The 14124-nt window shown below is 48.0% G+C and carries 12 protein-coding genes; 8 read left to right on the top strand and 4 right to left on the bottom strand.

Features of this window, described 5'->3' with window-relative positions; all coding sequences use genetic code 11:
* Positions 1-9: 9 nt before the first annotated feature.
* Both kdpA and kdpB read left to right on the top strand, forming a co-directional pair.
* Positions 10-1698, top strand: coding sequence for a potassium-transporting ATPase subunit KdpA (kdpA, locus tag AC1XUF_RS03135; protein ID WP_483340198.1), 1689 nt, complete (start codon positions 10-12; stop codon positions 1696-1698).
* 16 nt (positions 1699-1714) lie between these two features.
* Positions 1715-3754 carry a potassium-transporting ATPase subunit KdpB gene (gene kdpB, locus AC1XUF_RS03140; protein WP_483340199.1) on the top strand — a complete coding sequence of 680 codons (2040 nt, stop codon included), beginning with the start codon at positions 1715-1717 and terminating at the stop codon, positions 3752-3754.
* Positions 3755-3881: 127 nt separating this feature from the next.
* Here kdpB and AC1XUF_RS03145 read toward each other — a convergent pair whose 3' ends face one another.
* Positions 3882-4019 (bottom strand): hypothetical protein, encoded by a 138-nt coding sequence (locus tag AC1XUF_RS03145; RefSeq protein ID WP_483340200.1) that lies wholly within the window; start codon positions 4017-4019, stop codon positions 3882-3884.
* A gap of 4 nt (positions 4020-4023) precedes the next feature.
* The gene (locus tag AC1XUF_RS03150; RefSeq protein ID WP_483340201.1) at positions 4024-4239 is read right to left on the bottom strand and encodes a hypothetical protein; all 216 of its coding nucleotides are present in this window, start codon (positions 4237-4239) and stop codon (positions 4024-4026) included.
* Positions 4240-4281: 42 nt separating this feature from the next.
* Here AC1XUF_RS03150 and AC1XUF_RS03155 point away from each other — a divergent pair, with 42 nt between their 5' ends.
* The 6 genes from AC1XUF_RS03155 (at position 4282) to AC1XUF_RS03180 (ending at position 9849) form a co-directional block, all read left to right on the top strand.
* Positions 4282-4842 carry a K(+)-transporting ATPase subunit C gene (locus AC1XUF_RS03155; RefSeq protein WP_483340202.1) on the top strand — a complete coding sequence of 187 codons (561 nt, stop codon included), beginning with the start codon at positions 4282-4284 and terminating at the stop codon, positions 4840-4842.
* 89 nt (positions 4843-4931) lie between these two features.
* Positions 4932-6020 carry a porin gene (locus tag AC1XUF_RS03160; protein ID WP_483340203.1) on the top strand — a complete coding sequence of 363 codons (1089 nt, stop codon included), beginning with the start codon at positions 4932-4934 and terminating at the stop codon, positions 6018-6020.
* 2 nt (positions 6021-6022) lie between these two features.
* Positions 6023-6391, top strand: coding sequence for a DUF7674 family protein (locus AC1XUF_RS03165; protein ID WP_483340204.1), 369 nt, complete (start codon positions 6023-6025; stop codon positions 6389-6391).
* Between the two features lie 7 nt (positions 6392-6398).
* Positions 6399-6971: a GNAT family N-acetyltransferase gene (locus AC1XUF_RS03170; RefSeq protein WP_483340205.1), complete on the top strand. Its 573-nt coding sequence runs from the start codon at positions 6399-6401 to the stop codon at positions 6969-6971.
* A 20-nt stretch (positions 6972-6991) separates the two neighbouring features.
* Positions 6992-8116, top strand: a complete 1125-nt coding sequence (locus AC1XUF_RS03175) for a universal stress protein (RefSeq protein ID WP_483340206.1) — start codon at positions 6992-6994, stop codon at positions 8114-8116.
* A 2-nt stretch (positions 8117-8118) separates the two neighbouring features.
* The gene (locus tag AC1XUF_RS03180; RefSeq protein ID WP_483340207.1) at positions 8119-9849 is read left to right on the top strand and encodes a HAMP domain-containing sensor histidine kinase; all 1731 of its coding nucleotides are present in this window, start codon (positions 8119-8121) and stop codon (positions 9847-9849) included.
* Between the two features lie 380 nt (positions 9850-10229).
* On the opposite strand, the gene AC1XUF_RS03185 is transcribed toward AC1XUF_RS03180, so the two are convergent.
* Positions 10230-12155, bottom strand: a complete 1926-nt coding sequence (locus AC1XUF_RS03185; RefSeq protein WP_483340208.1) for a CocE/NonD family hydrolase — start codon at positions 12153-12155, stop codon at positions 10230-10232.
* A 106-nt stretch (positions 12156-12261) separates the two neighbouring features.
* Positions 12262-14112, bottom strand: coding sequence for a MutS-related protein (locus AC1XUF_RS03190; protein ID WP_483340209.1), 1851 nt, complete (start codon positions 14110-14112; stop codon positions 12262-12264).
* Positions 14113-14124 lie beyond the last annotated feature (12 nt).

Below are 14124 nucleotides of genomic sequence, written 5' to 3' on the forward strand. Positions count from 1 at the left end.
GCTAATCCAATGAATACTGAAATCACAGGGATTGTCTTCGTATTTGCGGCCACCGTCGCGCTGGCAATCCCTTTTGGAAAATATATCGCAAAAGTTTACGGCGGCGAGAAAACGCTATTCGACCCCGTTTTTAATCCGCTGGAAAAATTGTTCTACAAATTCAGCGGCATAAAGCCCAACGTTGAAATGAACTGGAAACAGCACCTGACCGCCTTGATTACCATCAATATGGTCTGGTTTTTCCTCGGCATGTTTGTGTTAATGAACCAAGGCTGGCTTCCTTTGAACCCCGACGGAAACCCGTCCCAGTCCGCTGAGCTGGCTTTCAACACCAGTATTTCATTTGTAGTCAACTGCAACCTGCAGCATTATTCGGGAGAAACCGGGATGAGTTACCTCGGGCAGTTGTTCCTGATGTTCCTGCACTTTGTAAGTGCTGGTACAGGTATGGCCGCCGCCGCGATCATTTTCATTGCGTTAAAGGAACGCACAACCGACAAACTCGGTAATTTTTACGATCTGATGATCAAATCCTGTACGCGTATCCTGTTGCCGCTTTCCATTCTGATTGCTGTGATTCTGACAATCAACGGGACGCCCATGACATTTGAAGGAAAAGATACCATCATTTCCATGCAGGGCGATACCGTACATGTGTCTACCGGGCCTGTCGCAGCATTTGTGGCGATCAAACATCTGGGGACCAACGGGGGCGGATTTTACGGGGCCAACTCCGCGCATCCGCTCGAAAACCCGAATTACCTCACCAGCTCGCTGGAAATGTCCGCCCAGATGATCATTCCGATCGCCATGATATTTGCACTGGGTTTTTATCTCAAAAAACGCAGACTGGCCTGGATGATTTTTGGGGTAATGACTTTAGGCTTTCTTGTCCTTACCATTCCGACCATCATCGGAGAATTAAATGGGAACCCTAAAATCGCTGCCATGGGCGTCGACATTTCGTCCGGCGCGACGGAAGGAAAGGAGGTCCGCTTTGGAACAGCCGCCTCTGCTTTTTGGAGTATAGCCACCACCGTTATTTCCACAGGATCCGTTAATTCCATGCACGACAGCTTCATGCCTTTGTCGGGATTGACGCAAATGTTGTCTATGATGACCAATGCATTCTATGGCGGCGCTGGTGCGGGGATCGTTAACTTCTACATTTTCATTATCCTCGCGGTATTTATCAGCGGCTTGATGGTGGGTCGTACGCCGGAATTCATGGGTAAAAAAATTGAAGCACGCGAAATGAAAATCGCGATGATCGTGGCGCTGCTGCACCCTTTGTTGATATTGGCAGCCACCGCCCTGGGCACTGCTATGCCGGAACTTACGGCCGGAACGCTGAACAACCCAGGCTTCCACGGGTTCAGTGAAATGCTTTATGAGTTCACATCGTCGGCTGCGAATAACGGTAGTGGTTTTGAAGGATTAGGCGACAATACACCCTGGTGGAACATCAGCTGCGGTATCGTGCTGATCCTGTCTAGATTTATCCCGATTATCGGCCCAATTGCAATCGCGGGGTTATTGGCATCCAAAAAACACATTCCGGAAAGTGCAGGAACACTGAAAACGGATACTGGCACTTTTGGTATCATGGTGTTTGCAGTGATCGCGATCATTACCGCATTATCCTTCTTCCCTGCATTGACCCTCGGTCCGATTGCAGAATATTTTTCAATGAAATAATTAAAGGAATCAAAAAATGAAAGCTCAAAATACATCCCTTTTTCAGGGAGATCTCATACGGGAAGCACTGGGACAATCCATTGTCAAGCTGAATCCCAAAGTCATGTTCCGCAATCCCGTGATGTTCACCGTATGGATTGGCACAATGGTGATGTTGATCGTCAATATCTGGATTATCAGCGGTGAAAAGTCGCAAGGTGCTCTTTCTTACAACCTGATCATATTCTTTATCCTCCTGCTGACGTTGATCTTCGCCAATTTTGCGGAGGCAATCGCGGAAGCCAGAGGTAAGGCGCAGGCCAATAGTCTGAGAAAAACCCGTGAAGAAACGCCGGCGAAATGGATCCAGGTGATTGGCGACATGTATGTGAACGAGATCAAGATCGTGCCGTCGTCGCAGCTCCAAAAAGGCCATGTTTTCCTTTGCGAAGCCGGGGATATCATACCGACCGACGGCGAGATCGTCGAAGGGTTGGCGACGATCGATGAAAGCGCCATTACCGGTGAATCTGCGCCGGTGATCCGGGAAGCCGGCGGCGATAAAAGCAGTGTCACAGGTGGTACCAAGGTGCTTTCCGATAAAATCAAGGTGAAAGTGACTACAGAGCCAGGCGAAAGTTTCCTGGATAAAATGATTGCGCTGGTAGAAGGAGCAAGCCGCCAGAAAACACCCAATGAAATCGCGTTGACAATCCTGCTGGCCGGCTTTACGCTGGTATTCATCATTGTCTGCATTACCTTGAAACCATTCGGTGATTTTGCCAATACGCCTATTACCATCGCCGCATTTATCTCCTTGTTTGTCTGCCTGATCCCTACCACAATCGGCGGATTACTTTCGGCGATTGGGATTGCCGGTATGGACAGGGCGTTACGGGCCAACGTGATTACCAAAAGTGGCAAAGCGGTAGAAACGGCCGGAGACATTGATACTTTGCTTCTTGACAAAACCGGGACTATTACCATAGGTAACCGCAAAGCCACCAATTTCTGGCCCGCGAACGGCGTTGATAAAAGCTACTTCATTACCAGTGCCGCATTGAGCTCCGTTGCGGATGAGACGCCCGAAGGAAAGTCCATCATCGAACTGGCAGGGATCAGTCCAGACAAGCTGAGGGTTGAAAATCCAGTTTTTATTGAATTCACTGCAGAGACCAGAAGCTCCGGCGTGAATTACAAAGACGTGCGCATTCGCAAAGGCGCATCAGACGCGATACGCAAATTGACGGAAAAAGCAGGCAACCGTTTTCCCGATGAGACAGCCGAAAAGGTGAGAGACATTGCGAGTAATGGAGGTACCCCGCTTGTGGTTTCCGAAAACGAGAAAGTCATTGGCGTGATCGAGTTGCAGGATATCATCAAACCGGGAATCCAGGAAAGGTTTGAACGGCTGCGCAAAATGGGTGTGAAAACGGTGATGGTAACCGGAGATAACCCGCTTACTGCCAAGTACATTGCCGAAAAAGCCGGTGTGGACGATTACATTGCCGAGGCACGTCCGGAAGATAAAATGAATTACATCAAGGCCGAACAACAAAAAGGAAAGCTGGTCGCGATGATGGGTGACGGTACCAATGATGCGCCCGCGCTTGCCCAGGCCGACGTAGGTGTAGCCATGAACAGTGGTACCCAGGCTGCCAAAGAAGCCGGTAACATGGTCGATCTGGACAATGACCCAACCAAGCTGATCGAGATCGTCGAAATTGGTAAACAGCTCCTGATGACTCGGGGAACACTCACCACTTTCAGTATCGCCAACGACGTCGCCAAATACTTCGCCATTGTGCCCGCACTGTTCATTGCTTCGATCCCAGCATTGCAAGGTTTGAATATCATGCGGCTGCATACGCCGGAAAGCGCGATCCTGTCGGCTATCATTTTCAACGCGGTGATTATCCCGCTGCTCATTCCGCTGGCCTTGAAAGGAGTTGCCTATAAGCCGATCGGCGCAAGTGCATTGCTGAGGAGAAACCTGCTGATCTATGGCCTGGGAGGCGTATTAGTACCTTTCGTGGGGATTAAGGCGATTGATTTGCTGGTTAGTGTTTGGTTTTAACCACTTATAAAAACGGATTAAAGATGGTCAGCCGGTTTTCAATAACAAGTCCGTGGTGCATGTCTTCGGAATACAAGATAGCACAATCGGCTTCCAATGCTGATGCAACAATCTTTGAATCAAAAGGCTACAATAAATATCTGTTAAAAATGAACAGAGCTGAATTCGCAACGTGTTCCGTTTCATCCTGGATAAATGTGCTTGCCATGAGCTCGCCTGCAAAGCGGAACGCGATGTTACGACCAATGAAAAACTTATCTCTCATTGGCCTAGTCCCGGTTAAACCTATAACCGCTACGGTCTACCTCAATGGTTTTGAAAAATTCAATGGCTTCCGCGGCTGCCTTCTTCTTAGCTGCGTAAATGTCTTCTTTTCCTTTTTCAACTTCAAAAGCGATCACCTCGATTCCTTTATGCAAATAATCTTCTGGCAATCTGATATTCAGATCTTCGGAAGTCTGAGCAACGAATACTTTACGGTACATAAGAATTAAGTTATATCAAAAACAAAGAAAATAAAACGAATCATGAAACAACACATCTTACCAGCGATCCGGTTGACAGTCATCACGCTGGTGTTTTTCTCAGGGATATATACATTGATCATTTGGGGCGTTGCGCAGGCAGTTCCCAATCATGGCAAAGGCGATGTGATCACGCAAAATGGCAAGAGGTATTATGCCAATATTGGCCAATCATTTACGGATGATACATATTTCAATTCCCGTCCTTCGGCCGTGGGCTATAATGCGGCCGGTAGCGGTGGCAGTAACAAAGGTCCGTCCAATGAAGAGTATCTGGGCGTAGTTCAGGCCAGGATAGATACCTTTTTGGTGCATAATCCGGGTGTAACCAAATCTCAGATCCCAGCCGAAATGGTAACAGCCAGCGGCAGTGGCCTGGATCCCGATATCTCCGAAAAGGCGGCATTGGTACAGGTCAACCGCATTGCAAAAACCAGGAACCTGTCTGCGGACAAGCTTGAAAAACTGGTAAAGGACCACGTGGAGGCCCCCTTGCTCGGTATGTTTGGCCCTGAGAAAGTCAACGTACTGCAATTGAACCTCGCCCTTGATCAACTTAAATAAGCAAAACCGGCAGCATTCATTTCTTGTGTCGGCGCAATGAATGCTGTCTTTTCCAGTTCCGCGTCGCTCGCTATTTAGTACCTATTTCAATGAAGCCTATCTTTTTAAGTGCCATCTTACTCACATCTTTTTCGCATGCCATTGCCCAGGATTCGACAGACGCCGTTAAACCATTTTCGGTGAGCGGTTATGTAGAATCTTACTATGTTCAGGATTTTGACAAAAATGAAAACCACACTTTGCCAGGATTTTTGTACAACCATAACAGGACAGGCGAAGTCAATCTCAATCTGGCATTTATCAAAGCTAATTTTTCGAACGACCGCGTGCGGGCCAATTTATCATTGGCGACAGGTACCTACATGAATGCCAACTACGCCGCCGAGCCCGTTGTTTTGAAAAATGTGTACGAAGCCAATGCGGGTATCAAAATTTCCAAAAACCATAACCTGTGGCTGGATGCAGGGATTATGCCGTCCCATATTGGTTTTGAAAGCGCTATTGGCAAAGACAACTGGGCATTGACACGAAGCCTGGTGGCCGAAAACACGCCCTACTTTGAATCGGGCCTCAAACTGGGTTATACCAGCAAAAACGAAAAATGGTATTTGTGCGCCATGTATCTCAATGGCTGGCAGCGCATTCAAAGGGTTGACGGAAATGCAACACTGGCTTTCGGCACGCAGGTGATTTTTAAACCTGCATCGTCCGTCACGCTGAATTACAGCACATTCGTCGGCAGCGATAAACCGGACAGCCTGCGCCAGATGCGCTACTACCATAATATTTACGGCGTTTTCCAATGGTCTGAAAAATTCGGGTTGACAGCTGGTTTCGACATTGGTTCGGAACAGAAATCCAAAGGAAGCAGCCAATACAATACCTGGTATGTGCCGGTTCTGATCGCCAGGTTTTCACCGACTTCAAGGATCAATATTGCCGCGAGGGGAGAGTATTTCAATGATAAAAATGGTGTGATCATTGCGTCAGGTACAGCGGGCGGCTTTCAGACTTATGGGATGTCCGTCAATTTCGATTACAGCATTACTTCACAGGTGTTGTGGCGACTGGAAGCCAGGAACTTCAATAGCCGCGACGCGATTTTTGGTACTGGGCATGATGGGCTGTCGCGCCAGAAAACATACATTACCACTGCACTCACCTTTGCTTTCAATTAATCATGATCAGCCAATTGCAAGTAATCCGTTTGATCCGGAACGAGTTGCCCGCGCTCGCAGAGAAAGAAGGCGTGGCATTGAAACCTGCGATGTGCGCTTCGGTCCATGCCGCTGTTCAGCTTCTTTCCGATTGCACCCGTAATGCCGTGTTGCATCACCATTTCGGCGCGGTGAAAAAGTGTTTTAACCTTGCCGAAAGGCTTTATCTGGAAGGTGACGCGCTGGTGAGGCTGCTGGTCGAAAACGTGTTCGTTTATACAAACGTGTCGATGATAAGCAATACCGGCAGGGAACATCTGTTTTTTGAAAACCTGGTTCCGGATGTTTTTCATAAAATTCATTTAAGACAATTGATGGGCAGCGGTTGCTGACAGCGCCATGAGAAAAGATTCCGATCACATCGACATACGCATTGCAGGCCGGTCTGACGAGCAATTTGCCAAGATCATCACCGAAGAAATGGAGCTCTCGGCCAGGTTAAGAGGATCAGGCATTTCTAAAAGATCGCCATCCAGTATGATCAAAAAAATGAGGGAAGGAAAAGCGGTGATTGCAGTGACTGAGAGCGGAATATGGGCCGGGTTTTCCTACATCGAAGTCTGGGGCGACGGGGCATTTGTTTCCAATTCGGGCCTGATCGTCTCGCCTGCTTTCCGGTTAAAAGGCGTGGCCAGGCGGATCAAGAATAAAATATTTGAGCTCAGCAAGGAAAAGTACCCGGAGGCAAAGATATTCAGCATTACAACGGGCGCGGCGATCATGAAAATGAATTCGCGACTGGGTTTTAAGCCTGTCAGTTTTCGTGAAATACCTGATGAAAAGAAGTTCTGGGATGGTTGTAAGAGCTGCGTGAATTACTGCATCCTCAAAAGTAAAGGTTTCCATAACTGCTTATGTACCGCCATGTTATATGAACCGAAGCACACAAAAAAGCATCTTGAGACGACCTGAGCCAATCAATTAAAAAAAAGATGGACCCTGAAAACAGCAGTGCTGAACATTTCCTGGATTTGATCAAAAAATCCCGGAGAGGAAAATTCAAAATTTACATTGGCATGAGCGCCGGTGTGGGGAAGACCTACCGTATGCTGCAGGAAGCACATGCCTTGTTGCGGACGGGCATCGACGTCAAAATCGGGTACATCGAAACCCATAACCGGAAGGAAACGCACGATTTGCTGGAAGGACTGCCTGTAATCCCGCGTCGGAAATTGTTTTACAAGGGCAAGGAACTGGAAGAGCTCGATGTGCAGGCGGTGATCAGCCTGAGGCCGGAGGTGGTGATCGTGGACGAAATCGCGCACACCAATATCGAAGGCAGCAAGAATGCGAAACGCTGGCAGGATGTACTGGATATTCTGGAAGCCGGGATCAATGTGATCTCGGCTGTCAATATCCAGCATATCGAAAGCCTGAACAATGAAGTGAAGGAAATTACCGGCGTGGAGGTAACTGAACGCATACCCGACAAGGTTTTGGCGATCGCGGACGAGGTCGTCAATATCGATCTGACGGCGGATGAGCTGATCACCAGACTGAAAGAGGGAAAAATCTACAAACCGGAGAAAATCCAGATCGCTTTGCAGAATTTCTTCAAACCGCAGCATATCCTTCAATTGAGGGAACTGGCATTGAAAGAAGTGGCTTCACAAGTGGAGCGTAAGGTGGAAAGCGAGGTACAGCCGGGGATGTCCGTGAAGCACGAGCGCTTTCTCGCCTGTATCAGCAGTAATGAAAAGACGGCAAAGAATGTGATCCGGAAAACAGCCCGGCTGGCCAATTACTACCACAGTAACTGGTACCTGCTGTACGTCCAGACGCCAAAGGAATCGTCCAGCCGCATTGGACTTGCCAAGCAAAGGCATTTGATCAATAACTTTAAATTGGCCACCGAACTCGGGGGCAAAGTGATCAAAATCGAAAGCGGCAGCATCGCCAAAGTAATCATCGACGTGGCCGAACAGAATAAGATCACGACCATCTGCATCGGAAAGCCGCATATGAACCTCTTCAAGGTCATTCTGGCCACCAATGTTTTCAACGAGCTTTTAAATAAGATGTCTTCTTCCGACATTGACCTTGTTATACTTTCCTGAAAATGAAGATAAAAACCAAGTTAAGGCTGGGGACCGGTATTTTGTTTGCCATGATCACCATATTGGCCGTGTTGGGGGTACGGCAGGTAAATGTATTGTCGGATGACTCTCGAAACATCCTGGAGGCTAATTACAATTCGCTGGAATACAGTAAGCTGATGTTGAAAGCATTGGACGAAATGAAAACGGATACCGGTGCATTGCGGACATTCACACAAAATCTGATCAATCAGCGAAGAAATATTACGGAGAGCGGGGAAAGGGAAATGACGGATCAGTTATCGGAACATTTCCTGATGCTGAAAGCAGATAAGTCGGATGAAGTAATTATCGGCAGGCTCAGGAACGACATCATCGGAATCATGAGCCTGAACCTGAATGCGATCAACCGTAAAAGCCAATACGCCGAGCAAACGGCCCAGGAATCGATGGTATGGATCACGATTGCGGGTACCCTCTGTTTTCTGATCGCCTTCACATTATTTATAAACCTACCGGGAAACATTGCCAATCCGATCCGCGAGTTAACGGAGAGTATCAAACAGATCGCCAATGAAAATTACACTGAAAGGGTTCATTTCGGGACAAAAGATGAATATGGGCAACTTGCGCAGTCGTTCAACACCATGGCGGAAAAGCTGGAAGAATACAACAACAGTAATCTGGCAAAACTGATGGTGGAAAAGAAGCGTGTGGAAACGCTCATCAACAATATGCATGACCCAGTCATTGGCCTGGACGAAAACAAGACGATCATATTTGCCAATGAAGAGGCGCAGAAAGTAACCGGTTTGCGTGCGTCGGAGCTCATTGGTGGCAGGGCGGCAGAAATTGCCCTGCAAAATGACCTGGTCAGGTCGCTGGTTCGGGATACGTATGACGGCCGCCATGAAAAAGCGGAACAACCGCCCATGAAGATTTATGCCGACGGGAAAGAAAGTTATTTTGAAAAAGAAAATATCGATATTTCTATTGTGCCCACCGGAGAAAGAGAAAGCAGGTCCATTGGAAACGTGATCATTCTACGGAATGTAACGCCCTATAAAGAGCTGGATTTTGCAAAAACCAACTTTATTGCCAATGTTTCGCATGAGCTCAAAACGCCTATATCCTCGATTAAGATATCGCTGGACCTGCTTCAGAATGAGCGGATAGGGATAATCAATAAGGAGCAAAAAGATTTGATCGACAGCATTCAGGACGATGCGAACCGGCTTTTAAAAATCACCGGAGAGCTTTTGAATATCACTCAGGTCGAAAGCGGCCACATCCAGCTCAACATTACCAAATCGTCCCCGGCCGAAATCCTTCGTTACGCGATCGCTTCCAACGAAATGCAGGCTGACTCGAAGGACATTACGATCCGGATGGATGAAGCCGCCAGTCATACTGAGGTGCAAGCCGATACTGACAAGACAGCCTGGGTGCTTACAAACTTGATTTCCAATGCAATACGCTACTCTTACGAACATTCCATAATCACGATCCGAACGGAAGAAACCCGGGATCTTGTCAAAATCTCTGTACGGGATACAGGCCCGGGGATTTCCCAGGAGTACAGAGACAAGATTTTCGACCGTTATTTCCGGATCCCGGGGTCCACCAAAGAAGGTACTGGCCTCGGCCTGGCTATCAGCAGGGAGTTTATGGAAGCCCAGGAGGGGACATTAACGGTTGAAAGTGAGTTAGGTGCCGGAAGTACCTTTACGATAGGTCTGAAAAAAAGCAACTAACGCCAGTAAATGAACCAGAGCCATCAGCTCGCCTCATCTCATAACCACGGATTTCACTCCGTGGGGGACAGCAAAAAAGTCGCCTCGGGGCCTCCGGGTTGAAACCCGGGGCCAGGATATCGGTCGAGCCTCTGGCTCTTATGTCAGTTTTACAAGATATTGGTCGCCATTGACAACCCCGGCAACCGCGTTAGTGAACCAGAGCCAGCGGCTCGCCACATCTCATAATCACGGATTTCAATCCGTGGAGGACAGCAAAAAAATCGCCTCGGGGCCTGCGGGTTGAAACCCGGGGCCAGGATATCGGTCGAGCCTCTGGCTCTTATGCCATTGTTGGTGTTGGATATCGGTCGGGCCTCTGGCTTTCGGCTGCTTGGCAATTACTCTAACACCCGCACACCGACATAGGAAGAACTATTTCCCGACAGATAAACCCGATGCTGCGCGGCCTGGAAATCACTTTCGGAAGCCTGGTAGATGTTGACGAATTTTTGCGGATTGCGGTCAACCAGCGGGAACCAGGAACTTTGGACCTGGATCATGATCTTGTGGCCTTTTTTGAAGCTGTGCGCGGCATCCTGCATGTCGAATCTGACATTTTCGATTTTGCCGGGTACCATCGGTTCTGGTTTGGAAAAGCTTTTCCGGAATTTGGAACGCATCACTTCACCACGCACCAGTAATTGGAAGCCGCCCATTTTCATATTGGGGTTAATCGGACTATCGTTCGGAGCGTCACCAGGATACACGTCGATCAACTTGACCACAAAATCCGCGTCGGTCCCGGTTGTCGACACGAACAGGTCTGCAAAAACATTCCCCGAAATCGTTACGTCCTGCTGGAGTACTTCCGATTGAAAAACCAGTACATCGGGGCGTGTGGCAGCAAAACGCTGATCCTCATACATAAAATCACTCCCGCGGATGATCCGGATCTCGGCTGTATAGGGGACCGGTTTTGCCGGATCGCTGGTGTATTCTTTAAAGTCAGGTTTGGTACCGGCCTGCATGGTGGTCATGGTCGGCGAAAATGACAAGGTTCCGTCGGGATGCAGGTACAGCTTTTTTTCTACTGTATTTTTCGGGGGCCACTGGTCATACTTTTTCCAATTATTGGTGCCGGTTTCGAAGATCATCGCTTTGGGGAGGGCAGGGTCGGGGGTATCTTTCAGATAGTGGCTGAAAAACGGAAATTCAATTTCTTTCTGGTAAAAAACACTTGTCTGCGAACCAAAACGAATGTTGCCTAACGATTCACCAGTCCCGCGCGACCAGCCGCCGTGGATCCAGGGACCCATGATCAGCACGTTAGGCGATTTGGGCTTATTGGATTCGATGCCCTGGTAGGTTTTCAACGGCCCGTAAAGGTCCTCCTGATCAAACCACCCGCCAACGACCATCATCGCGGGCTTGATGTTTTTCAGATGCGGTACTGGCGTACGGGCCTTCCAGAAATCGTTGTAGGTTTCATTCTCCATCATCTGGTTCCAGATGCGGTTCTGGTTATGGAAGATCTTCTCGTTCACATTCTTTAAAGGGCCCAGGTTTTTGTAAAATTCATAGGAGTCCGGCGTGCCGTAAGCCGCGTACTGCGGGGTACCCCTCGGTGTGGGCACCGGTCTTGGGGCACCATACGAAGATAAAAATGCAAAAGTGCCCATGAGAAAGAAAGCGCCGTTGTGATGCCGGTCGTCGCCCATAAACCAGTCGGTAACCGGGGCTTGCGGGGACGCTACTTTTAGGGCCGGATGCGCGTCGATGGCGGTCATGGTAGTGTAATAGCCGGGTGCAGATATACCCCAGGTACCCACTTTGCCATTGTTCCCATCCACATTCTTGATCAGCCAGTCGATTGTGTCAAAGGTGTCCGAGCTTTCGTCGATATCCGCTTTGCTTTTCTTATTTGGAATATAGGGGCGGTAGGCTTCAAATTCTCCTTCGGACATATACTTACCCCTTACATCTTGATACACAATGATATATCCGTCGCGGGCAAAATGCATGCTGGGGCCGATACTGGTTTTGAAAAGCGTGTCGCCATAGGGTGCCACGCTGTAAGGTGTGCGGTCCAGAAGAATCGGATAAGTTTTGGCGGCGGAAATATCTTTGGGCGTATAAATGGAGGTAAAAAGCCGGATACCATCCCGCATGGGCACCATTTTTTCAATTTTGTTATAATGCTGACGTATGTAAAGCGAATCTTGGTTGACCCTCGCCTGGGCAAAAAGTGACGCCGCTGTCAGAAGATGGAAGAGCAAAGCCAGGAAAATTCCCCGGGTGCAGGAGTGAGATAAAGCAGTTTTCAAGTCTTGAAAATTTGGGTTGGTAAGCCAAGTTAAATATAAAAGTGTAAACAGGGCGACTTTTAGGCAAACCGGTATTCAGGATTTCGGCCGGACGACTTCATGGCCATTACAGCGCTTCTATGTTCTCGAGAATCCTGATCCCGCTTTTTCTCATGAGTTCGCTCGCATTGAAATCCTTGCAGATGCCATTTGTTAAAGTGTAATTAAAAATCATTTCCCCCGACCGGATCTCGCTGTTGAAACTGAAATTCGCAACGATCATGTGCTGACCCGCTAATTTGGCCAGTTCCAGATCGTGGGTTGATATGATACCGAAAGCGTTCAGTTCACTCAATTGCTTGATCAGGGAAACACCGCCTTTGTAACGGTCTTCGGAGTTAGTGCCTTTGAACATTTCGTCCAGCAGAAAGAAGATCTGCTCCCCGCTTTCGATCAGTTTCAGAAGCTGTTCTATCTTTCTCAGCTCGGCGTAAAAGGACGAAACCCCCTCTTCCAGGTTGTCCTGGGTACGCATGCTCGTAAATAGTTTCATATGCGACACCCGCCCCGATTTGGCGCAGACGGGAGCGCCCATCAACGCGAGCACCAGGTTGATGCCCACTGTTCTCAGAAAAGTGCTTTTCCCGGCCATGTTCGAGCCGGTAATCATCGCGATATTTCCCTGGCCGCATAAATTAAAATCATTGCAGACCCTTTTGCCCTGCCGGATCAGCGGATGCCCCAGCATTTCAAAATCAATGGTAAAAGGTTCGTCTTTGATTTCCGGAAAAGTAAAGGAGGGATTGGAATAAGTGAAACCCGCCACGCTGCTGAGCACTTCAAATCCGCTGACGGCATCGGCCCAGGACCGGACATAAGCTGCATTTTTTTGTTTCCAGTTTTCCGTCAGGATAATCAGATAAACATCCAGAAACCAAAGCGAATTAAAGATGTTGTAAAACGCATTATTCCCAACCGATTTGCTCGTTCCTTTTTGCTGAAATATCTCGAGTATCCTTTTTAGTTTACTGATCTCGGCCGCAGCGGAATACTGACCTTCGCTAAAAACCGATTGCAGGCTGCTCAGTTTTTTCGATTCAAATCTGCCCGACTCAATGGAATTAATTAACGATTCGTAGCCCGCCAGGGTCTGGATATTGTGCTGCGTATTTTCAATGATTTCCTCTGCATTGTTTTTTAACCGTTTCAGAAATCTGCCGTTGATAAAAACCGTAATGATCAGCGGGACAACAAATTCGAATGAAAACGAATCGGGAGAAATGATTAACCCGTAAACAAAATAAATTGCAGCGGCAGTTGCCAAAATCGATAGCAAAATACTGGATGCGAGATATTTATTTTTATCGGGAAGTATTTTAACCGGAGCTTCTATCCAATTGATCAATCTGGCATAATCACTTTTGGTGTTGTTAAACTGCATACCCGACGCCTGGAATTCCTGTCTCCATTCGAGTTTGGTCGCCAGTTCTTTCACAGCCATTTGCCGCTCGATGATGTCTGTTTTGGGTGCTGCCCCGGACAACCATTCGGCAAGCAACGCCTGGCCGGATTCTGTTGTAGCCCTGTTGATAAGCTGAAAAACAGAATGGTTTCCAAAAATATCGAGGTCGGAAACATAAGCATGTCCGGGATTTAAAAATGACTGGCCGGTTGGAAATCCGCCGAGCTTGTTTTCTGCCCTAAGCAATTCCGATTCATTGATTTCCTTTAATAAAACCGAGATTTGTTTTGAACGAAATGCCGCATTGTACCGATTGAGTACTAGCGCAAAAACAATCAGGCATACAGGAATCAATATCAAAACCGGGACCAGTTGCCGTTCGTTGGCTAAAAAAATGATCACGACCAACGAGGTAACGAACGTGACGAGCCGGAAGAGCGAAAGTTCTTTCAGCTCTGCGTTTTGCCGGGAAATAAATGCTTTATTTTCTTCGATCTTATCTTTATAAATATGCATCGGGCTATTCAA

This window comes from Dyadobacter sp. HNCC25DJ185 (genome assembly GCF_056895195.1).

What these genes read in the sequence shown, in the direction of transcription:
- kdpB (WP_483340199.1), top strand. Translation starts at nt 1,715, where the DNA reads ATGAAAGCTCAAAATACATCCCTTTTTCAGGGAGATCTCATACGGGAA.
- AC1XUF_RS03175 (WP_483340206.1), top strand. Translation starts at nt 6,992, where the DNA reads ATGGACCCTGAAAACAGCAGTGCTGAACATTTCCTGGATTTGATCAAA.
- AC1XUF_RS03190 (WP_483340209.1), bottom strand. Translation starts at nt 14,112, where the DNA reads ATGCATATTTATAAAGATAAGATCGAAGAAAATAAAGCATTTATTTCC.
- kdpA (WP_483340198.1), top strand. Translation starts at nt 10, where the DNA reads ATGAATACTGAAATCACAGGGATTGTCTTCGTATTTGCGGCCACCGTC.
- AC1XUF_RS03180 (WP_483340207.1), top strand. Translation starts at nt 8,119, where the DNA reads ATGAAGATAAAAACCAAGTTAAGGCTGGGGACCGGTATTTTGTTTGCC.
- AC1XUF_RS03170 (WP_483340205.1), top strand. Translation starts at nt 6,399, where the DNA reads ATGAGAAAAGATTCCGATCACATCGACATACGCATTGCAGGCCGGTCT.
- AC1XUF_RS03145 (WP_483340200.1), bottom strand. Translation starts at nt 4,019, where the DNA reads ATGAGAGATAAGTTTTTCATTGGTCGTAACATCGCGTTCCGCTTTGCA.
- AC1XUF_RS03160 (WP_483340203.1), top strand. Translation starts at nt 4,932, where the DNA reads ATGAAGCCTATCTTTTTAAGTGCCATCTTACTCACATCTTTTTCGCAT.
- AC1XUF_RS03150 (WP_483340201.1), bottom strand. Translation starts at nt 4,239, where the DNA reads ATGTACCGTAAAGTATTCGTTGCTCAGACTTCCGAAGATCTGAATATC.
- AC1XUF_RS03165 (WP_483340204.1), top strand. Translation starts at nt 6,023, where the DNA reads ATGATCAGCCAATTGCAAGTAATCCGTTTGATCCGGAACGAGTTGCCC.
- AC1XUF_RS03155 (WP_483340202.1), top strand. Translation starts at nt 4,282, where the DNA reads ATGAAACAACACATCTTACCAGCGATCCGGTTGACAGTCATCACGCTG.